This window comes from Rhodococcus sp. IEGM 1241 (assembly GCF_033142365.1).
In the GTDB taxonomy this organism is placed as follows: Bacteria; Actinomycetota; Actinomycetes; order Mycobacteriales; family Mycobacteriaceae; genus Rhodococcus_F; species Rhodococcus_F erythropolis.
This window is the reverse complement of sequence record NZ_JAWLSE010000001.1, coordinates 1185792-1205481: the sequence shown is the minus strand read 5'-3', so window position 1 is coordinate 1205481 and position 19690 is coordinate 1185792. Positions and strand designations below refer to the sequence as shown.

19 protein-coding genes are annotated in these 19690 nt (G+C 63.1%); 5 read left to right on the top strand and 14 right to left on the bottom strand.

Going from position 1 to position 19690, the window contains the following annotated elements; translation table 11 throughout:
• Positions 1 to 43 precede the first annotated feature (43 nt).
• The 4 genes from R4P70_RS05805 to purL are packed head-to-tail and all read right to left on the bottom strand — an operon-like array spanning position 44 to position 5162.
• Positions 44 to 433, bottom strand: coding sequence for a sterol carrier family protein (locus tag R4P70_RS05805; protein WP_003939745.1), 390 nt, complete (start codon positions 431 to 433; stop codon positions 44 to 46).
• Complete coding sequence (locus R4P70_RS05800; protein WP_317830523.1) at positions 433 to 1089, bottom strand: CPBP family intramembrane glutamic endopeptidase; 657 nt, start codon at positions 1087 to 1089, stop codon at positions 433 to 435. The genes R4P70_RS05805 and R4P70_RS05800 overlap by 1 nt, the downstream gene beginning before the upstream one ends.
• Positions 1086 to 2870 (bottom strand): alpha/beta hydrolase, encoded by a 1785-nt coding sequence (locus R4P70_RS05795; protein WP_020970624.1) that lies wholly within the window; start codon positions 2868 to 2870, stop codon positions 1086 to 1088. Before R4P70_RS05795 ends, R4P70_RS05800 begins: the two co-directional genes overlap by 4 nt.
• Positions 2871 to 2873: 3 nt before the next feature.
• The gene (purL, locus tag R4P70_RS05790; RefSeq protein ID WP_019745104.1) at positions 2874 to 5162 is read right to left on the bottom strand and encodes a phosphoribosylformylglycinamidine synthase subunit PurL; all 2289 of its coding nucleotides are present in this window, start codon (positions 5160 to 5162) and stop codon (positions 2874 to 2876) included.
• Positions 5163 to 5412: 250 nt separating this feature from the next.
• Between purL and R4P70_RS05785 the strand changes: the two genes are divergently transcribed.
• Positions 5413 to 6390, top strand: a complete 978-nt coding sequence (locus R4P70_RS05785; protein ID WP_029256131.1) for a Dyp-type peroxidase — start codon at positions 5413 to 5415, stop codon at positions 6388 to 6390.
• Between the two features lie 11 nt (positions 6391 to 6401).
• On the opposite strand, the gene R4P70_RS05780 is transcribed toward R4P70_RS05785, so the two are convergent.
• Complete coding sequence (locus R4P70_RS05780) at positions 6402 to 7694, bottom strand: M18 family aminopeptidase (protein ID WP_317830522.1); 1293 nt, start codon at positions 7692 to 7694, stop codon at positions 6402 to 6404.
• An 88-nt stretch (positions 7695 to 7782) separates the two neighbouring features.
• Complete coding sequence (locus R4P70_RS05775; RefSeq protein ID WP_020970627.1) at positions 7783 to 8136, bottom strand: VOC family protein; 354 nt, start codon at positions 8134 to 8136, stop codon at positions 7783 to 7785.
• Between the two features lie 67 nt (positions 8137 to 8203).
• On the opposite strand from R4P70_RS05775, the gene R4P70_RS05770 reads away from it, so the two are divergent.
• A complete protein-coding gene (locus R4P70_RS05770) occupies positions 8204 to 8809 on the top strand; it encodes a hypothetical protein (RefSeq protein WP_047889833.1) in 606 nt (201 codons plus the stop codon).
• 12 nt (positions 8810 to 8821) lie between these two features.
• Here the strand turns inward: R4P70_RS05770 and R4P70_RS05765 are convergent, their stop codons facing one another.
• From R4P70_RS05765 to R4P70_RS05755, 3 genes are all read right to left on the bottom strand, one after another.
• Positions 8822 to 9418 (bottom strand): CatB-related O-acetyltransferase, encoded by a 597-nt coding sequence (locus tag R4P70_RS05765; protein WP_070796070.1) that lies wholly within the window; start codon positions 9416 to 9418, stop codon positions 8822 to 8824.
• 126 nt (positions 9419 to 9544) lie between these two features.
• Positions 9545 to 10774, bottom strand: coding sequence for an acyl-CoA dehydrogenase family protein (locus R4P70_RS05760; protein ID WP_007733810.1), 1230 nt, complete (start codon positions 10772 to 10774; stop codon positions 9545 to 9547).
• A gap of 91 nt (positions 10775 to 10865) precedes the next feature.
• A complete protein-coding gene (locus R4P70_RS05755) occupies positions 10866 to 12167 on the bottom strand; it encodes an alpha/beta hydrolase (protein WP_019745110.1) in 1302 nt (433 codons plus the stop codon).
• A gap of 86 nt (positions 12168 to 12253) precedes the next feature.
• Between R4P70_RS05755 and R4P70_RS05750 the strand changes: the two genes are divergently transcribed.
• Positions 12254 to 12865 (top strand): phosphoribosylanthranilate isomerase, encoded by a 612-nt coding sequence (locus R4P70_RS05750; RefSeq protein ID WP_069145797.1) that lies wholly within the window; start codon positions 12254 to 12256, stop codon positions 12863 to 12865.
• Here R4P70_RS05750 and R4P70_RS05745 read toward each other — a convergent pair.
• Positions 12853 to 13779: a hypothetical protein gene (locus R4P70_RS05745; protein WP_069145668.1), complete on the bottom strand. Its 927-nt coding sequence runs from the start codon at positions 13777 to 13779 to the stop codon at positions 12853 to 12855. The genes R4P70_RS05750 and R4P70_RS05745 overlap by 13 nt on opposite strands.
• A gap of 213 nt (positions 13780 to 13992) precedes the next feature.
• On the opposite strand from R4P70_RS05745, the gene R4P70_RS05740 reads away from it, so the two are divergent.
• Entirely contained in the window at positions 13993 to 14766 is a 774-nt protein-coding gene (locus tag R4P70_RS05740) for an SDR family oxidoreductase (RefSeq protein WP_069145667.1), read from the top strand.
• Positions 14767 to 14798: 32 nt separating this feature from the next.
• On the opposite strand, the gene R4P70_RS05735 is transcribed toward R4P70_RS05740, so the two are convergent.
• The gene (locus R4P70_RS05735; RefSeq protein ID WP_046379194.1) at positions 14799 to 15230 is read right to left on the bottom strand and encodes a nuclear transport factor 2 family protein; all 432 of its coding nucleotides are present in this window, start codon (positions 15228 to 15230) and stop codon (positions 14799 to 14801) included.
• Entirely contained in the window at positions 15227 to 16150 is a 924-nt protein-coding gene (locus tag R4P70_RS05730; RefSeq protein ID WP_019745115.1) for an alpha/beta fold hydrolase, read from the bottom strand. The genes R4P70_RS05735 and R4P70_RS05730 overlap by 4 nt, the downstream gene beginning before the upstream one ends.
• A gap of 111 nt (positions 16151 to 16261) precedes the next feature.
• On the opposite strand from R4P70_RS05730, the gene R4P70_RS05725 reads away from it, so the two are divergent.
• Complete coding sequence (locus tag R4P70_RS05725) at positions 16262 to 17263, top strand: NADP-dependent oxidoreductase (protein WP_317830521.1); 1002 nt, start codon at positions 16262 to 16264, stop codon at positions 17261 to 17263.
• Between the two features lie 54 nt (positions 17264 to 17317).
• Here the strand turns inward: R4P70_RS05725 and R4P70_RS05720 are convergent, their stop codons facing one another.
• Positions 17318 to 18466 carry a CaiB/BaiF CoA transferase family protein gene (locus tag R4P70_RS05720; RefSeq protein ID WP_084324880.1) on the bottom strand — a complete coding sequence of 383 codons (1149 nt, stop codon included), beginning with the start codon at positions 18464 to 18466 and terminating at the stop codon, positions 17318 to 17320.
• Positions 18463 to 19635, bottom strand: coding sequence for an acyl-CoA dehydrogenase family protein (locus R4P70_RS05715; RefSeq protein ID WP_029256136.1), 1173 nt, complete (start codon positions 19633 to 19635; stop codon positions 18463 to 18465). Before R4P70_RS05715 ends, R4P70_RS05720 begins: the two co-directional genes overlap by 4 nt.
• Between the last annotated feature and the right edge of the window lie 55 nt (positions 19636 to 19690).

Below are 19690 nucleotides of genomic sequence, written 5' to 3'. Positions count from 1 at the left end.
TGGGCCTCAGATCACGCCGAAGCGAACCGGATGGTCTCTGTCACTACGCCAACCGGAGCAGTGGGAGCCAGTGCGCAATTTCGGGGGCGCGGCTACCTGATGCGTCGACTCGTCCGTCACCTGCGGCCTCGGAGAACTCGAGCAGTCCGGTGACCATCTGCAACCACGTGCGAGCGTCCGTCTCGACGACGTTGGGCGGGGTTCCGCGCGTATGACGTGGACCTTCGATGCATTGCACGGCGACAAACGGCGGCACCCGCACCTCGACGCTCGATCCTGGGGCGATCTGTTCGAGAGTGCGCGCACTCATCTTCACTGCGGCGCCGAGTTCAGCGCGAGAAGGCTTCGGAAGTTCCGGATCGCGAAGCCACGGGCCGACAGCCAGGACTGCGGCACGGAATTCGGCGGGGTCGACGGCGCGGCGGGGCGGCATCAGTTCACTCCTTGTCTTCGAGTAGCGATACGAACGGCAAGTGCGCCACCGGCATTGGTCGCGAGGTGCAGCAATGCCGGTGCGAGGACGCTGCCACCCCTGCGATGCAGCCACTCGAACAGCAGTGCCGACGCGCCGGTGAATGCCACTGCAGCGGGAACGTTGTCGCCGGCACCGCGGGCGGGGGCGACGTGCCACAACCCGAAAGTCAGTGCATGAACAGCCTGCGCGGTGGGGCGGTTCAGCTCACGATTCCAGACTGCGGACATCGCGCTACGGAACAACAGTTCCTCGGAAAGCACCGTGCCGAAGGGGATGTGCAAGATGATCCATTCGAGGAAGTCCTCACGGCCGTCTGCTCGCTCGTCGGCAGCGAGTGTCGCACGCAAGGACGGGACAACCAGAGCGGCGCTGTAGCCGGTGAGGACCGCCCCGGCCGCGGCTCCGCCGAACTGGGCACCACCACGAATTCCGGTGTGTGCCAATCCGAGTTCCTCGCGGGTGTAACCACGTGCGAGTAAGACTCCGATGGCCGACAGACCGGCCGCGGTGTTGACCACGGCGCGAGCGCGAGGCGAAAGACCGAATGCCGGAAGCACGACATTGCTCCAGGTGATCGCGGCGGCGGAGAGCGCGATCGAGGCGACTCTCTTCACTTCTCGGGGCCCTCGGACTTCACGGCGACAACCAACGCCGACCGCACCCGCTCGGTTTCTGCGGCCGTCCATCCCTCGGGCTGGGCGACGCTGATCCAGGCGTCCAGAACGGAAGTTCCGTAATTGTGACCGTGACCGTCCGGAACTCCCGCGGCGTTACCGAGGTCTGCGGACACCTGCCAGAACGTCACGACCGGGAACCATTTCATCGACGGTGAGCGGTCGAATCCCGGTACTTCCTTGAGCCACTCGGGCCGGTTGAACATGAGGTCGGGTGACCACCACACCACCGGATCGGAAGGATGCTGGACAAACAGAACTCGCGGCTGCGGCCACGTCATACCGTCGGTCGGAATGTCTTCGGAGCGATCCGCGAACCGGACTCCGGCCAGACCGTCCGCGTACACGGGCGCCACTTCGGGAGTGCCGGGATCGCGCCTCTTCTCGATCGAACGCCACAACTGCGTCGCGTTCGGTGGACCTACCCACAGAATTCCGTCGGCGGTATCGCGCGCCGCTTGCAGTGTGTCGAATGCCCCCGCGCCGGCCATGACGCCGAGGCTCTCGCCGTAGACCATGAACTTCGGTCTGGTGGCTTCCGGTTCCTGAAGCCATCTTTCGTGTACCCGCTCGATCAAAAGGCGACCGGCAGCTTGCGCCTTCTCCTGGTCTGCGAGGAACGAGATCCAACTCGGCAGGTACGAGTACTGGCTGGCGACAAGAGCAGTGTCGCCGCCATGTACAAGCTCGATTGCCTGTGCCGCAGTGGGATTGACCCACCCTGTACCTGTCGTCGGAATGACCACGAGGACCTTGCGTTGGAAGGCGCCGGTTCGCTCCAGTTCCTTGATGACCAGATCCATACGCTCTTCGGGATCTTCGGCGCTTTCGAGTCCGGCATACACGCGAATCGGATCCATCGCAGGGTTACCGGTTGCCGCTTCGAGTTCCTGGGCGTCCAGTCCACGCGAGACGAAGTTGCGCCCCTCGAACCCCAATGTGTCCCAGGGAGCAGCAGATTCGGGGCTGCCCGATTTCATCGGATCCTGCGGTTCGACGACGCCGTCGCGAGTGGTCGAGTTCTGCAGACTGAAGATCGAGTTGGTCGCGGCATAGATTCCGCGGACGAGGACGCCGTCGACCAACATGAAGAACAGGACGGTGACAACCAGGACGCCGACACCATTGGCCACAGACCGCGACCAGTGGAACCGCCGCATCAGCTGTCGGGCAATCAGTTTCACCAGATCGTGGAGGACCCGCCAGATCGAGATGAGCAGGCCGCCGATGAAGAGGCTCAATCCGAGGGTTCGGATGTAGCCGGAGGTGGTCGTGCCTTCGGCGTCGGTCAGCGCCGCAATTTCGCGTTGCCACCCGGCGGCGTAGACCAACATGATGATCGCCGCGACGATGGATGCGACCGGTACGAAGACCTTGATCGCGGAAGGCACCGGCTCGGGCAGGGGCCACCACCGTCGACCGCTGAGCAGGTATCGCTCCACAGCCCAACCGATCGCGGTGCCGACGCCGTAGCCGATGGCCGAGTTGATGCCGCCGATCAGACCCTGGAAGAGCCAATCGCGCGGCAGCAACGACGGCGTCAGAGACCAGCAGAAGAAGAACGCGGCAAACGCGATGCCGGTGAAGTCGAGTTTGAGGAGCCCCCACGCCCACTCGGTGAAGCGGTTGTCGAACTTCTCGAGAGATGCGGGAACAGCCAGCCGCAGGTGGTGTTCCTGCGGCTGGCTGTCAGAAGAAGTCAGTTCTCCGGAATCGACCATCTATCACCCGAACAGTGCGGGCAGCGTTCCCTCGAAGGCCTCACGGAGCTTGGCCATCGTGACGGAGAAGTGTCCCTGGACCTCGACGGAGTCGCTGCCCTCGTCGACGACCCCGATACGCGTCCACGGCAAGCCGCGAGCGGTGCACATACCGGTGAAGCGGGTCTCCTCGGTGCGAGGAACCGCAACCAGGACGCGTCCGGACGATTCCGAGAACAGGGTCACGAACGGATCTGCGCCCTCGGGAATCAGGATGCGGCAACCGGTTTCGCCGGCCAGCGCGGCTTCGACGACAGCCTGGGCCAGTCCACCCTCGGAGAGGTCGTGAGCTGCGGTGACCAGTCCGTCACGCGAGGAGGCGAGCAGGATGTCCGCAAGCAGCTGCTCACGGGCGAGGTCGACCTTCGGCGGCACGCCACCGAGGTGACCGTGCTCGACCTGCGACCAGATGGAGCCGTCGAACTCGTCGTGGGTGTCGCCGAGCAGGATCAGCGTCTCGCCAGGCTCGAGTCCGAGGCCCGTCGGGATACGGCGGTGAACGTCGTCGATCACACCGAGGACGGCAACCACCGGCGTCGGCAGGATGGCCGTGGATCCGGTCTGGTTGTAGAAGCTGACGTTGCCGCCGGTGACGGGGATGCCGAGGGTGGCGCAGCCGTCGGCGAGGCCGCGAACGGCCTGCTGGAACTGCCACATGACACCCGGGTCCTCGGGAGAACCGAAGTTCAGGCAGTTGGAGACGGCCTTGGGCGTTGCGCCCGTGACTGCCACGTTGCGGAAAGCCTCGGCCAATGCGAGCTGCGCACCGGTGTACGGATCGAGCGCGGTGTAGCGGCCCGAAGCGTCGGTGGACAGTGCGATTCCGCGTCCGGTCTTCTCGTCGATGCGGATGACACCGCCGTCGGCGTTCTCGGCCAGGACGGTGTTACCGCGGACGTAGCGGTCGTACTGCTCGGTGATCCACTTGCGGCTGCACAGGGCAGGCGAGGCGATCATCTTCAGCAGGGTCGCTTCGAGCTCGGCGTCGGTTTCGGGACGCTTCAGTCCGGCGGTCGTGTTCGCGATCAACGCGTCCTGGCTTGCCGGGCGCTCGACGGGACGGTTGTAGACCGGGCCTTCGTGAGCGACGGTGCGCGGGGGAACGTCGACGACGGTCTCGCCGTGCCAGGAGATGGTGAGGTGCTCACCGTCGGTGACCTCGCCGATGTCGGTGGCCAGGACGTCCCACTTCTTGCAGACCTCCATGAACGCATCGACGTTCTCGGGCGTGACCACGGCGCACATGCGCTCCTGCGATTCGCTCGAGAGCACCTCGGCCGGGGTCATGCCGGTGGCGCGCATCGGAACCTTCTCGAGGTTGATGTGCATGCCGCCGTCGCCGGCCGCAGCCAACTCGGAGGTGGCGCAGGACAGTCCGGCGCCGCCGAGGTCCTGGATACCGACAACGAGGCCGGCCTTGTAGAGGTCGAGACAGCACTCGATGAGCACCTTCTCGGTGAAGGGGTCGCCGACCTGAACCGCAGGGAGCTTCTTACGTCCGCCGGTGTCTCCACCCTCGTCGTCGAACGTCGCCGACGCGAGGACCGAGACGCCGCCGATGCCGTCGAGACCGGTGCGTGCGCCGAACAGGATGATCTTGTTGCCTGCACCCGAAGCGAAGGCCAGATGCAGATCCTCGACGCGCATGACGCCGGCTGCCAGTGCGTTGACCAGCGGGTTGCCTGCGTAGGACTCGTCGAAGACCGTCTCGCCGCCGATGTTGGGGAGGCCGAGGGAGTTTCCGTATCCACCGACACCACGCACGACACCGTCGACGACGCGACGGGTATCGGGGGCGTCGGCAGCACCGAACCGAAGCTGATCCATGACGGCGATCGGACGAGCACCCATGGCCATGATGTCGCGGACGATGCCACCGACACCGGTTGCCGCACCCTGGTAGGGCTCGACGTACGAGGGGTGGTTGTGGCTCTCGACCTTGAACGTGACTGCCCAGCCGTCACCGATGTCGACGACGCCGGCGTTCTCGCCGATTCCGGCCAGCATGTTGGCGCGCATCTCGTCGGTGGTGGTCTTGCCGAAGTATCCGAGGTGGACCTTCGAGGACTTGTACGAGCAGTGCTCGCTCCACATCACCGAGTACATCGCCAGTTCGGCGTCCGTGGGACGGCGGCCCAGGATCTCCTTGATGCGTGCGTATTCGTCGTCCTTGAGACCGAGCTCCTTGAACGGCTGAGCGGCATCGGGATCAGCCGATGCGTGCGTGACGGTATCGACCTGGTGAGCAGACACTGGAGAGTGGTCCCTTCCCTACGGGAGTCAAGAGGCAAGCCGGCGCGGAGCGGGACACCACGAATGTGCCCAACGAAAGAACGTGCCGGGGGACAGTCTATCGGTGTGGGCCGACGACTTCCGCAGACGGCAGCACCCGCAACACCTCCGGGCCTGCGAAGTATCGCCCGTCACACCCGCCCCGGTTTGGGTAATCCGGTCGGTTTTCTTAAGGTCAGGCCGGTTCATTCTTTCCCTCGAAAGGTCTCGCATGCCCCAGGATGTTCGTCAAGCCGACCTCACGGCACAGTCCCAGTCGGTGACCACTCCCCTCACTCCGGCTGCAATTTTCCTGGTCGCGACCGTGAATCCGGGTGGCGAGAACACCACACGAGAACTGCTCGCCGATGTCGCCGGCCTGCAGCGGGCTGTGGGGCTGCGCGTCCCTGGATCGGGTTTGGACGTCGTGACGAGCATCGGTTCGCTGGCCTGGGATCGACTGTTCGCCGGTCAGCGCCCTGCGCTGCTGCACCCGTTCACCGCTTTGCAGGGTGACGTTCACTCGGCGCCGTCGACTCCCGGTGATCTGCTCTTCCACATCCGCGCGATGAGTATGGACGCGTGTTTCGAGGTGGCTCGGCAGATCACGAAGCGACTGCACGGCGCGGCCACGGTGGTCGACGAGGTTCACGGCTTCCAGTACTTCGAGAACCGCGACCTCATCGGCTTCGTCGACGGCACCGAGAATCCGGTCGGCCGCGACGCCGTCGCTGCAGTGACGGTCGGCGACGAGGATCCTGCGTTCACCGGCGGCAGCTACGTCCATATCCAGCGCTACATCCACAAGATGCGCGATTGGGAAGCAATCACCGTCGACGAGCAGGAGGGTGTGATCGGGCGCAGCAAGCTCGAGGACATCGAGATGACGTCCGACGTGAAGCCGGCCAACTCGCACGTCGCGCTCAACGCAATCAAGGACGAGAACGGCAAGGCTCTCGAGATCCTGCGTGCCAACATGCCGTACGGGCGCCTCGGTGACGACGAGATCGGCACCTTTTTCATCGGCTACTGCCGCACGCCTGCGATCACCGAACGGATGCTGGAGAACATGTTTCTCGGCGACCCCCGCGGCAACTACGACCGACTACTCGACTTCTCGACGGCCGTGACGGGCTCGATGTTCTTCACACCGAGCGCCGACTTCTTCGAGGGTCTCCCGGCCGCACCCGCCGGGCTCTCAGCACTTTAACTACGCGACCTCTAACTTCGAGGCGTGAGGAAGGCACCGAGCGCGTCGGCATACATGCGGACGTCTGCCGCGCCCATCAACTCGCGGGCAGAGTGCATCGCGAGCTGGGGTGCGCCGACGTCGACGGTGGACAGTCCGGTCCGTGATGCCGTGATGGGTCCGATGGTGGAGCCGCACGGCAGATCGGCGCGGTGGACGTAGCGCTGCATCGGCACTCCCGCCTGATCGCACGCGAGCGCGAATTCGCCTGCACCGGCCGCATCGGTGGCGTATCGCAGGTTCTGGTTCACCTTGAGTACAGGCCCACCGTTGATCTCGATCCGATGAGCGGGCTCATGGCGGTCCGGGTAGTTGGGGTGCGTCGCGTGAGCCATGTCGCCCGACGCACACACCGAGCCCGCCATCGCCTGCAGGAATTCTTCGCGGCCACCACCGCGCCCCAACACGATCCGTTCGAGCACGGTGTTCAGCAGATCTGAGAAAGCTCCACGGTCGGACATGCTGCCGACCTCTTCATGATCGAAGAGTGCGAGCACCGGGACCTGCTGACCAGGTGACTCGACTGCGGCCAGAAGTGCTTGTGTCCCTGCATAACACGTGCCCTGATTGTCCAGCCGAGGGGCGCTGACCAATTCCTTGTCCACCCCCACGACTGCGCTGGGCGCAAGATCGTGTGTCATCAATTCCCAGCCGAGAACCGACGACGCGGCTACACCCGCACGGTCGGCGACAAATCCGATGAACGACTTGGGTTTCGAACCCACTCCCCAGATTCCGTTGAGGTGCCGCTGCGGATCCAGCGTCACGCCCTTGCGATCTTCGGACAGGTGGATAGCCAACTGCGGAACACGCAGAATCGGGTCGTCGATGCGAACCAGCTTCTGCTCCACCGTGTTTCCCACCCGGACACTCAATCGGCCGGAGATACCGAGATCGCGGTCGAGCCAGGAGTTCAGCCACGCACCGCCATACGGTTCGAGGCCCACCATCTGCCACCCGGCCGAAGTGAGGTCGGGATGCTGTTTGACCCGCAGATTCGGGCTGTCGGTGTGACCTCCGACGATCCGGAACGGAGCGGCGTTTTCCACGCCCTCGGTGCTCCAGGCAATCAGCGAACCACCGCGCACGAGGAAGTACCGTCCGGGCTCGGCGGGCCACGACTGCGTTTCGTGGACTTCGACGAACCCACCGGCCGTCAGCTCGGTCGCCACCGTCGCGCACACATGGAACGGCGACGGTGACGAATCGACGAAGCTGCACAGGCCGACTGCGTCGGCCCCGGTCCGAGAAGTCTGAGAAGTCATGCCCCTCATCATGCCCGAATCGGTGCCCGCGAAATCAGTGGGCACGAAATCAGTGGGCGCGAATCGGGTGAGCTCAGAACCTGTCAGCTCAGGCGTGAGGACCGGACACGCAGAACTGGTTCCCATCAGGATCGAGGAGCGTCACCCAGCGGAAACCGTCCATGTTCTCCCGGTGGTGCTCGGTTGCTCCGGCCTCGACGAGCCGCGCCACCTCGGCGTCGAGATCCGGACTCCCCAAATCGAGATGGATGCGATTCTTGCCGGCAGTGGGGTCCGGGACCTTCTGGAATGCGAAGTTGGTGGCGCTGTCAGGGACCGCGACGATGTAGAACCAACCGTCGTTCTCCTCGACGATGTTTCCGCCCAACTGCGCCGCCCACCACGTTGCGAGCGGACCGGGATCGAGACTGTCGAAAGTGATCATGCCGAGTGTGAGAGTCATGCGCACAAGCTAATGCAAGCCACCGACAAAGAGTCTCGATCTCGGGCTGAGATGAGACGATCCTCGAATGCGACTCACTACGCTTCGCAACCGCGTTGCAGAACCACTCTTCGCAGTTTTCATCGCGACCGGATTACTCCTGAGCGTCCTCGGAGTGCTCGCCTGGCGATTTGCCACGCCATCCACGCGGACAGAACATATCGGCATCCAACCTCCACCACCGCCGCCGATAGAGGACGGCAAGACGGGGTACATGTGGGTGATCGACGGCTACAGCTACTCCGACGCACCACATTGGTTCCCCGCGGCCGCTTGGTTCCTGATGGTCGGAACGGCTGTCGCCGTTGTCGTCTCGGCGATACTGAACGCGACGGGATGGCGACTGGCCCGCGACGCGCACGGTAGAAAATTTGCTCTTCCGCTTGCCCTTTCAGCTTTCGGCGCAGCCTACGGACTCGCGGTTGCCGTTGTCGGACGAATCTGGCCGCCCACCTTCTATTCGGTGGTCCTTCCCGAACCGCGCGACCCTCAGAACCCCTACCCGGCATCGGCCGTTATCCACTTCGACCTCGAGCCGAACCTGATCACCTTCACCGCAACAGGTCTTGCCGTCGGCCTTCTCGCGGCCGCCCTGCTTTATGTCCGGAACTACTCGCTCACACGAACGAACTAGCGGGCGCGGAGATCACTCGACCGCTTCGAGTTCCGCGACACTACCGTCCGAGATCACTCGGACGTGGCGGGTGATCTTCTCGATCGGCCAGTCCCACCACGCAATTCGCACCAACTTCTCGATGTCTTCAGCGCTGAAGCGGCGCTTGATCTCCATCGCCGGGTTGCCGCCGACAATTGCGTAGTCCGGGACGTCGCGCGTTACGACGGCGCCGGTGGACACGATCGACCCATGGCCGATCCGGACACCGGGCATGACTGTCACGTTCCCGCCGAACCACACGTCGTTCCCCACGACGGTGTCACCGCGCGACGGCAAATCCTGCACCAAATCCATGTGCCGGGCCCAATCGCCGCCCATGATCGGGAACGGGTAAGTGGAGACACCGTTCATACGATGGTTTGCGCCGTTCATGATGAAGGTGACACCGGTGGCCAGGGCGCAGAACTTGCCGATCACCAGTTTGTCGGGACCGTAGTGATGCAACACGTTTCGAGTCTCGAACTCTTCGGCGAACTCCGGATCGTCGTAGTAGGTGTACTCCCCTACCTCGATCAACGGGTTGTCGATCAACGGCTTCAGCAACACCACTCGTGGTTGCCCGGCCATCGGATGAACATTTGTGGGATCTGGCGCGTTCACTGCTTACTCCGATCCGTCGGCGCGGTGTCGCCGACCGCAGCAAGACTATCCGGTTCCTGCTGCGGTCGACCGACAAGCGAAAACGTTCCGGTGTCAGCCCAGGAGGCCCTTGGCGATATGGGTGACCTGAATTTCGTTGCTGCCCGCATAGATCATGAGCGACTTGGCATCACGCGCCAACTGCTCCACTCGGTACTCGGCCATGTAGCCGTTTCCACCGAACAGCTGCACGGCTTCCATCGCGACCTCGGTCGCTGCGCGCGACGAGTACAGCTTCATCGCCGACGCCTCCGCCAGGCTCACTTTGTCTCCGGCCGCGGTGCGTTCGATCGCGTTGAAGACCATGTTCTGCACGTTGATTCGAGCGACCTCCATCTCGGCGAGCTTGAGCTGGATGAGCTGGAACTGCCCGATCTCACGTCCCCACAGTTTGCGGGACTTCGCGTATTCGATGCTCAGACGGTGGCATTCGTTGATGATGCCCAGTGAGAGCGACGCGATGCCGATGCGTTCGGCGGCAAAGCTCTCCTTGGCGCTGGACTTTCCGTCGGACTTTCCGCTGTCCTCGGTTTCGCCGAGCAGACGATCCTTGGTGATGCGGACGTTGTCGAAGAACAGCTCACCCGTCGGCGAGGAGTTCATTCCCATCTTCTTGAACGGCGGGCTCTGTGTGAGCCCCTCCATGCCCTTGTCGAGGATGAAGGCGAGCACCTTGCGGTCACGACGATCAACCGAAGCGTCCCCCTCGTCGAGCTTTGCGTAGACGATCATCACGTCGGCGTACGGACCGTTGGTGATGAAGGTCTTGTTGCCGTTGAGGATGTAGTCGTCACCGTCGCGGCGTACGTAGGACTTCATACCGCCGAAAGCATCCGAGCCGGAGTCCGGTTCGGTGATCGCCCATGCACCGACGGTTTCGAAAGTTACCAAGCCGGGGAGCCAGCGTTCCTTCTGCGCGAGTGTGCCGCGGCTGCGGATAGTTCCAGCGGCCAATCCGAGGCTGACGCCCAACGACGCAACGAGGCCGAGGCTGACGCCGGCCAATTCGCTGTTGAGCACAACGCCCATGCTGCCTGCGCCACTGAAGGCGCTCGACTTCTCACCGTCACCGGACGGAGCATCGCCGCGCTCGCGTGCGAGCGACTTCTCGAGGCCCTCGCGTGCCATGTCGGCCAGACCGAAGGTCGAGTACAGCTTGCGAATGATGTCGAACGGCGGCAGCGCACCACTTTCGAGCTCGTCGACATGAGGCCGCACCTCTTTGTCGATAAAGCCCCGCAAGGCGTCGCGGAACATCAGGTCGGTGTCGGACCACTCGTACATGTGCCTGAACTCCAGTCGGTGAACGATCGAGAGACTGCCGAACGGCAGCCACACACCGAATATAGAACACGTTCCAAAACCGGAACAGGATTCAGCTGATCAGTCCCATTCGCTGCGAGATCCACGTCAGCTCCTGCTCGACGCCGGCCGACCACACCGAAAAGCTGTGACCACCGGGAAGCTCGAGATATCTGGCGTCCATTCCGGCCGCTTTGGCCGCTTCGTACACCTTTTGCTGGCCGGGCTTGAACTCGTTGTCATCTGTTCCGACCACGAACACTCCGCCCGAGTTCGGGAACTTCCGGGTCGCCAGCAGGTCCATCGGATTCACCTTCACGAATGCCGCCTCGTCGCCGCCGAATATCTCGTCGACGGTTCGCTGTCGGTCACCGAGCGAGGGCTCCAACTGACCGGAGAGATCGAGGAACGTCGGATACACGTCGGGGTAGTTGGTCGCCATCTGCAGCGAGCAGGTACCGCCGTAGGAGAGTCCGCCGATGGCCCACGCCCTCGGGTTCGTGTCGATCTGGAACGCATTCGCCACCGCAGCGGGCAAGTCCTTTGCCAGGTACGTGCCGACCTTGCCCTGCGACGAGTCGGTGCACAGCGGATTGGCCATCTGCGAACCTGTTCCGTCGGCTATCACGACGACCGGAGCCAACCCCTCGTGATCCCGGGCAAAAGCATCCATTGTCGCGGTGAGCTTTCCGCCCTGGAGCCAGTCCTCGGGCTTGCCAGGCTGACCGGCCATGAGCACGAGCACGGGAAGAAGTGGACGCGGATTGGTGAAGTACGACGGCGGCAGATACACCTGGGCATCGCGCGCGGAGAATCCCGAAATCGTTCCGGGAACAGGCAAAGTCGTGACTCGTCCGCGAATCGGCATGCCTTCCGGCGCTTTCCACACCGTGTCGGTGGGATCGCCGGTGACAACAGGATCCGTCGGACCGGGAACTTCGCTGAGTGAAATGCGGTCGAAATCGTCGTGTCCGAAGGCAATTCCCACTGTCGGGTAGGCAGCAAAGACCAGATTGATCTGCGTCGCGGCGGTGACGATGACCAGCAAAGTCGCAACCACAGACAGCGCCGCCTTGGCTACGGTTCCGCCCGCTTTGATTCGCGGCCCGAGAAGTAGCAGCGCGTAGATACCGATACCGATCCACACGTAGATCGACATCTCGATGGGATCCGGGAACGGCACGATCACCTTTTCGACGGTGATCCAGACGGCGATCATGATCACCAGCGCGATCAGCCCCGCGATCGGCACCGCTCTGCGGTAGTACCAGCGGACGTTCGAACCGAGCAGCCACACACCACCCAGGACCCCGAGCACAGTCAGGATCACCGGCAGTGGTCCCGAGATCAAACTGATTCGGTAGAGCCAGTCCACGTCAAGCCTCTCGCACGTAGAAATGTCGCACGCACGAGGCTAGACGACGACGCTGGTACGGCGACGACGCTAGTACTGTGTATCAGGTGACATTCATCAAGGTCTGTGGGCTGCGGGACGCTGACACGGTCGACCTCGCGGTGGGCCTGGGCGTCGACGCCATCGGTTTCGTCTTCGCCGAGAGCGTCCGCAAAGTCGACCCCGCACTCGCCGTCGATCTTCTTGCACGAATCCCCGAACACATCCGGGCAATCGGAGTATTTCTCGGGAACCCGATCGATCAGGTCCTCGAGATCGCCGAGATCACCGGTCTTCGTACCGTGCAGATTCACGATCTGGTCGACGCCGAGCAAGTGCAGCGCTTGCACGACGCCGGCCTCACTGTCATCCGCGCTGTTGTCTCCAGCAACGTCCGCGACGGTTACAACCTCGACCTCGGCGAGGACGAACTTCTGATCGACGGCGCCGACGCCGGATCCGGGGTGCCGTGGGACTGGGCACAACAGCAATCGCGCCCCCAAGGCCAGTGGATCCTGGCGGGCGGACTGTCCCCGGACAACGTCCGTGACGCGCTCGATGCCACCGGTGCCTGGGGCGTCGATGTCTCCAGCGGCGTCGAGTCTTCCCGCGGCGTCAAGGACCACGCTTTGATCGAGAAGTTCGTCAGCGCTGTCCGGCAGACCGATCACTCGAAATAGGACGCATAGTCACTGAAGGCGACTTGGCCGGTGGGACTGGACTTCACGGCGTCGGCAACGGCAGGCGGAATGGGAGCCCAGTGCGCAGGCATGGCCGCCGCCAGTGACGGCTTCAAGATGTAGAGCAGTGCGAAGTTCACTATCCAGAGCGGCGGCGCCATCGACATGCCGACTTCCGAACTCACATCGCCTTTGGTGTTGGTCACCAGCTGCGCTTCTCCCGAAATCTGTTGCGCTGCAAATCCGTAGACTGCCTGCACTGTGTATGCCGACTGATAGAGCGCAATCAGAGTGTGCGTCGCACCGTTGTTGCGCAACCAGGTACCCACAAAACCGCCAGGGGCGATCAGCGTATTCACCTGTCGCGTCGGCGCATCCGCGTTTGCCGGACTCTCCAGCAACCCGTCGGGATTCACGTACAACCCGTAACTGGCCAGAACCGACGGCGTAGTGCCGGAATAGAGGGGCCGCCCGTTCGTATTGGTGAGAATCCGGGCGCATTCGTCGATCACCTCGGCATCCTCGAGATTGCCACCGACCCCACCGCCGGCCATGAGGTCGCGATACTGCTCCTCGGTCAAAGCGTCAGCGGGCTCGAGTCCGATCTGCGCGGCAATCTCTTCCGCAGTCTGCTGACCGAGCGGCTGGTTGAGTTGGTCCGGAGTAGTCATCTGCGTGGGCGCGACGCTCTCGTAGACCGGTGCCCCGGCAAAAGGGATCACGAACCCGGTATCGACATTCTCTGCAACCGGTTGCGCGCCGGCCGTCTGAGTGGTGGCAAACGAAAGTACGCACACCCCAACCAAAGCCAGAACCGAGACGGTCCCGCGATGAGACCTTGCTCGGTGAGATTCTTGTCCACGTCTACAGCCCTCGCCTGAGAAAGCCTTGCCTGCAATTCCATTGCCGCGCATAGGTCAACCTCCCGGGACACAGTCCGGCGAATCAACTCGAGCTTGCATCTCAGTCAAACGCTGTGACCAGCGCCGTGTCAAGACACTGGTCAGGTCGAGGCACCTACGGCGACAGCTCGCTCGATACAGTCGACAGCTCGCCCGCTACAGTGATGCTTCCAACTGAAGTGACCTCACCCCATTTGAATTGCAGGACATCTCTGGAGGCGAGCAGTGTCTGACAGGCGCGGGACCGTGTTGATCACCGGCGTCGGCCGGAGCAAGTCGATCGGAGCAAGCCTCGCATTGGGTCTCGCCGAGGATGGTTGGGATCTGACGATCGGCTACTGGGCGCCTTATGACGAACGCGTCGGGTTCGTCCGCGGAGCGCACGATCCGCAGGACGTTGCCGAGAAGTGTCGCGCACTCGGGAGCCGTGTCGACCTGGTTCCCGGAGATCTGGCCTCGCCGGATGCGGCCGCACAGCTCGTTGACGCTGCCGCATCGCGGAATGACCTTCGTGGGCTGGTTCTCTCGCATTGCGAAAGCGTCGACAGCTCGATCCTCGATACCACCGTCGAGAGCTGGGAACGACATTTCGCCGTCAACGCCCGCGCCTCTTGGCTGCTGATCAAAGCGTTCGCTGAACGCCTTCCGGAGCAACGCGAAATCAGTCAGGTGACCGGGCGGATCATCGCACTCACCAGCGACCATGCGGCCCATAATCTTCCGTACGGGGCCAGCAAGGGCGCTCTCGACCGCATCGTCATCGCCGCCGCAGTCGAACTGGGATCACGCGGCGTAAGGGCAAACGTCATCAACCCAGGACCGATCGACACAGGATGGATGACACCGGAGATCAGACAGGCCGCAACCCTCCAGACCCCTGCCGGCCGGCTGGGTACTCCCGGCGACACTGCAGACCTCGTTCGATTTCTGATGTCCGACGCCGGAGGCTGGATAACAGGACAACTCCTTCACTCCAACGGTGGATTCCGCACCAGCTGAGCAGGCAGACTGGGCCCGCGCCCGGACTCAGGTCAGGCCTTGTAGGTCGGTAGCGTCTGCCCGAGCCTGCGGCCCATCTCGGCAGCCAATGCGGCGAGCCCGCTGGCCGGACGCACCATGACCTCGAAATCGACGATCTTGCCGTCCTCGTCGAATTCGACCATGTCGATTCCCTTGAGGCTCTTGTCTCCGATGTTCGCACTGAATTCGAGAACGACCTGCCGACCGTTGGCTCCGGCGAACTGACGGTGGTACTCGAAATTCTCGAACACCTGGATCACCGTATTGAGAATGAGCACAACGGCATCCGCGGACTGGTACGGCTTGAATCCGGTGGGCGATCGGAACTGCGCGTCGGGCGCGACAATGGTCGGCAGTGCCGACAGGTCACCGGTTTCGATCATGGTGTGCCACAACTGCAGTGCAGCTTCGACTTTCGGTTCGAGCGTCAATTCCGTGCTCATGCTTCTACCCTTTCCTCGATGTTACCTGCCGCTTGATTTACCGGCACTTGACTTGCGACGGCCCACGCACTCAACACAGTTCGCACCCCGGTCACGAGTTGCAACGGCTGATCGATCATGACGTGATGGCCGGCTTCGGGAATCTCCGCCACGATGGCCTCCGGTCCGAACAATCCGCGCATGTGCTCCATGAGTCGATCGGACACGATACCGTTCTCAGCTCGGAAATAGGCTACGCGGCAACGCGGTTCACTGTCGAGAACATCTTCGGCGCCAACTCGGAGAAAGAAGTTCGGATCGAATTTCCATGACCAACCGCCATCGACTTCCTCCATGGACGTGGCTGCCACATGGTCACGCACCGCAGGCAGTCCCGAATCCTGGGGCGGAACGAAGCGGAATCGACCCATCGCGTCTTCCCTGGTGGGGTAAACCTTCTTGGGGCCGAACGCATTCTGGCGTCGAGCTGCCTCCTCTTCGGGCGTCCGCGCCTTGAGTGGCGAATCGATGATGACAACGCCGTCCAACAGTTCACCGTGCAGATGCGAGGCCACGAAGGAAACAATCCCACCCATACTGTGCCCCACCAGAATCGGCTTGCCGTCGATTCCCCCGGCCTCGGCCGCCGCCAGCACCTCGCGAGCCCACTGGGATATCGCGTAGGCATCGCGAGTGTCACTGTCTCCGTGGCCCGTCAAGTCGAGAGCGACGACGCGCCGCCCCTCGGCGAACTGCGGCGCGATGTGATCCCACCAGCGACTGTGGGCTGCGCCGCCGTGGATCAGCACAATTCCCGGCCCCGCCGACCCCCAAGCCCGAAAGTGCACCGAAGCGCCCTCGACCTCCACCGACCCCGTCTCGACCGGCGCTTCCAGCGCCCGAGTGAACCAACCAGGCGCGTCTTCGACGACATTGCTCATCGATCGAACATACATAGTCGTCAATCGGTTCATCCAACTCTTCCCAGTTCGTGATCCATCACCTATATTGAATCCGGCCTCAAGTTCAATTCGTTTCGCCGAAGGGGAGAGATGACCAACCGCCAAGTACGCCTCGCCGCCCGCCCGACAGGACTTTCCGACGCTTCCACCTGGGAATATGTCGACGCCGAGATCCCGTCCGCCGGGCCGGGTGAGTTTGTCGTCAAGGTCGAATACCTCTCCCTCGACCCCGCGATGCGCGGTTGGCTCAACGACGTCAAGTCGTACGTTCCGCCGGTCAAGCTCGGTTCCGTCATGCGCGCCCACGGCGTCGGACGCATCACCGAATCCCAACACCCCGATTACCAGGTCGGGGACATCGTGGCGGGATCGTTCGGCGCTTCCGAGTACGGAGTGTCCGACGGAACAGATGTGACCCGGGTCGACGAATCGATCGCTCCCCTACCGACCTGGCTCGGAGCTCTCGGATTCCCCGGCGTCACCGCATATTTCGGACTGCTCGACGTCGGAAAGCTGAAAGACGGTGACACCGTCGTCGTATCCGGTGCTGCGGGCGCGGTCGGCAGCCTGGTCGGTCAGATCGCAAAGCTCCACGGATGCAAGGTCATCGGCATCGCCGGCGGTCCGGAGAAGTGCGCGTGGCTCACCGAGGACCTCGGCTTCGATGTCGCCATCGACTACAAGAACGAATCCGTCTACAAGGCGCTCAAGTCCAACGCTCCCGACGGTATCGACGTGTACTTCGACAACGTCGGCGGAGAAATTCTCGACGCTGCTCTCTCCCGTTTGCGCCTGGGCGCTCGGGTGGTCATCTGCGGCGCCATCGCGGGTTACAACGCCACCGAGCCTCAGCCAGGCCCCGCGCACTACCTGTCACTTCTCGTCAATCGGGCCACGATGGCCGGCTTCGTGGTCTTCGACTACCTCGATCGCTACGCAGAAGCGCAGGAGCAGATCGGAAAGTGGATCAAGAGTGGCGAATTGACTGCCCGCGAGCACGTCGTCGACGGGGGTATCGACGCGTTCGGCGACAGCCTCAACCTTCTCTTCGCCGGTGCGAACACCGGAAAGCTGGTCCTGAAGGTCATCTGAGTCACCCACACACGCAGATCGGCCACCGGTATTCCGGTGGCCGATTCGCTTGGGTCAACTGACTCCCGACGGAGTGGGAACGCTGTCCTCCCCCAACCGCGGCGGGGCCGACCGATAGGTTGCCGGCGTGCCGCTCATCCGAATCGGATTGGCTACCTGGCGGGTCGGTGCATCGCGACGCGGGTCGTCGATGGACACCACCGGATCGAGATTCAGTCGCTCCGCCAGCGCTATCGCGTCGGCGATGTCGTTGAGAGGTCCACACGGGACACCTCGCTCGGTCAGCGCCTCGAACCACGAGTCTGCAGTGCCCTTGGCCAACGCAGCAGTGACGGCATCGAACAACTCTTCTCGATGCGCGACCCGATCCCGGTTCGAGATGAACCGCACATCCGCGGCAAGTTCGGGAACTCCGAGAACCTCTGTCAACGAACCGAATTGCCGGTCATTGCCGACAGCGAGGACCAGCGGACGGTCCGCGGTGTCGAACACCTCATATGGTGCGATGCTCGGATGTCGATTGCCCATTGCCTGAGGCACCACGCCCGCGGCAACATAGCCGGACGACTGGTTGGCGAGCGCGGAGAGCAACGAGGACAACAGATTGACCTCGACGTGCTGTCCTTCGCCCGTTCGATCGCGATGGCGCAGCGCTGCAAGGATTCCCACGCTGGCGTGTAGGCCCGTGATGACGTCGACCACCGCGACGCCGACCTTGGTGGGAGTCTTGGAATCGGGGCCGGTGATACTCATCAATCCGCCCACCGCCTGGATCAACAGGTCGTATCCCGGCAAAGAGTTGTTGCCACCGAAGCCGCTGATCGAGCAGTAGACGGCACGCGGATTCATTTCTCGCACAGAGTCGTAACCCAATCCCAGCCGGTCCATCGTTCCCGGCAGGAAGTTCTGAACCACTACGTCCGCGCCGCGAACCAACTTACGCGCACTCTCCAGATCCTCCTGCTCGCGCAGATCCAGAGTGACCGACTTCTTGTTGCGGTTCACCGACAGGAAGTAACTCGACTCGTCCCCGACCCATGGCGGACCCCAACTACGAGTGTCGTCGCCGACACCCGGACGTTCGATCTTGACTACCTCCGCGCCGAGGTCGGCGAGAATCATCGTGGCGTACGGGCCGGCGAGGACGCGACCGAAATCAGCGATCACCAGCCCGTCGAGCGCTCCGACAGCGTCGACCGTCACCGGAACGCTTCTTCACCGGTGAGAGCGCGACCGATCACGAGCTGGTGAACCTCGGAGGTGCCCTCGTAGGTGAGAACGGATTCGAGGTTGTTGGCGTGGCGAATCACGGGGTACTCGAGCGTGATGCCGTTGGCGCCCAAAATGGTGCGGCATTCACGGGCGATCTTGATGGCCTCGCGGACATTGTTGAGCTTGCCGGTACTGACCTGCTCGGGGCGAACCGTCCCGGCGTCCTTGAGGCGTCCGAGGTGGATGGCGAGCAACTGCCCCTTGCCCAATTCGACTGCCATGTCGGCGATCTTGGCCTGGGTGATCTGGTACGCGGCGAGCGACTTGTCGAAGACCTTGCGATCACGCGCGTAGGAAATCGCGGTCTCGAGGCAGTCACGTGCGGCACCCATCGCGCCGAAGATGATGCCGAAGCGTGCCTCGTTGAGGCAGCCGAGGGGTCCGGAAAGTCCGCGTGCCTTGGGTAGCATCGCCGAGGCAGGAAGACGCACGTCCTCGAGCACCAGTTCCGAGGTGACCGACGCGCGCAGCGACATCTTGTTCTTGATCTCGGGGGCGGAGAATCCCGGAGTGTCGGTGGGAACGACAAATCCGCGCACGCCGTCTTCGGTTCGCGCCCAGACCACGGCGACGTCCGCGATGGAGCCGTTGGTGATCCACATCTTGGTTCCGTTGAGGATCCAGTCGTCGCCGTCGCGCTTGGCGTTGGTTCGCATACCGCCGGGGTTGGATCCGAAATCGGGTTCCGTGAGACCGAAGCAGCCGATGGCTTCACCCGCCGCCATCCGCGGGAGCCATTCTTCCTTCTGCTCTTCACTTCCGTTGTGGTGGATCGCGAACATGGCCAGTGAGCCCTGGACCGAGACGAGGCTGCGAATGCCCGAATCGACAGCTTCGAGTTCCTGGCAGGCCAACCCGTACGCCGTGGCACTCATTCCGGCACAGCCATAGCCCTCGAGGTGCATGCCCAGAACGCCGAGCGCGCCCAGTTCCTTGGCCAGCTCACGCGCCGGCAGTGCTGCCGCTTCGAACCATTCACCTATGTGCGGGCGAATGCGATCGTCGACCATCTTGCGGACCGTGTCGCGGATCGCGATCTCCTCGGCGTCCAGCAGGGTGTCGATGGCAAAAAGCTCGGACAGGGACTGCGGCGTGGTCACGGGGCCTCCAGTGTTCTCGGGCGCAATCCTTTGCGAGAACGATTGCGCAATCGTT

Excerpts from the sequence above, each read along its gene's own strand:
- R4P70_RS05805 (WP_003939745.1), bottom strand. The coding sequence starts at position 433 with ATGCCGCCCCGCCGCGCCGTCGACCCCGCCGAATTCCGTGCCGCAGTC.
- R4P70_RS05795 (WP_020970624.1), bottom strand. The coding sequence starts at position 2,870 with ATGGTCGATTCCGGAGAACTGACTTCTTCTGACAGCCAGCCGCAGGAA.
- R4P70_RS05785 (WP_029256131.1), top strand. The coding sequence starts at position 5,413 with ATGCCCCAGGATGTTCGTCAAGCCGACCTCACGGCACAGTCCCAGTCG.
- R4P70_RS05780 (WP_317830522.1), bottom strand. The coding sequence starts at position 7,694 with ATGACTTCTCAGACTTCTCGGACCGGGGCCGACGCAGTCGGCCTGTGC.
- R4P70_RS05775 (WP_020970627.1), bottom strand. The coding sequence starts at position 8,136 with ATGACTCTCACACTCGGCATGATCACTTTCGACAGTCTCGATCCCGGT.
- R4P70_RS05770 (WP_047889833.1), top strand. The coding sequence starts at position 8,204 with ATGCGACTCACTACGCTTCGCAACCGCGTTGCAGAACCACTCTTCGCA.
- R4P70_RS05765 (WP_070796070.1), bottom strand. The coding sequence starts at position 9,418 with ATGGCCGGGCAACCACGAGTGGTGTTGCTGAAGCCGTTGATCGACAAC.
- R4P70_RS05760 (WP_007733810.1), bottom strand. The coding sequence starts at position 10,774 with ATGTACGAGTGGTCCGACACCGACCTGATGTTCCGCGACGCCTTGCGG.
- R4P70_RS05745 (WP_069145668.1), bottom strand. The coding sequence starts at position 13,779 with ATGCGCGGCAATGGAATTGCAGGCAAGGCTTTCTCAGGCGAGGGCTGT.
- R4P70_RS05735 (WP_046379194.1), bottom strand. The coding sequence starts at position 15,230 with ATGAGCACGGAATTGACGCTCGAACCGAAAGTCGAAGCTGCACTGCAG.
- R4P70_RS05730 (WP_019745115.1), bottom strand. The coding sequence starts at position 16,150 with ATGAGCAATGTCGTCGAAGACGCGCCTGGTTGGTTCACTCGGGCGCTG.
- R4P70_RS05725 (WP_317830521.1), top strand. The coding sequence starts at position 16,262 with ATGACCAACCGCCAAGTACGCCTCGCCGCCCGCCCGACAGGACTTTCC.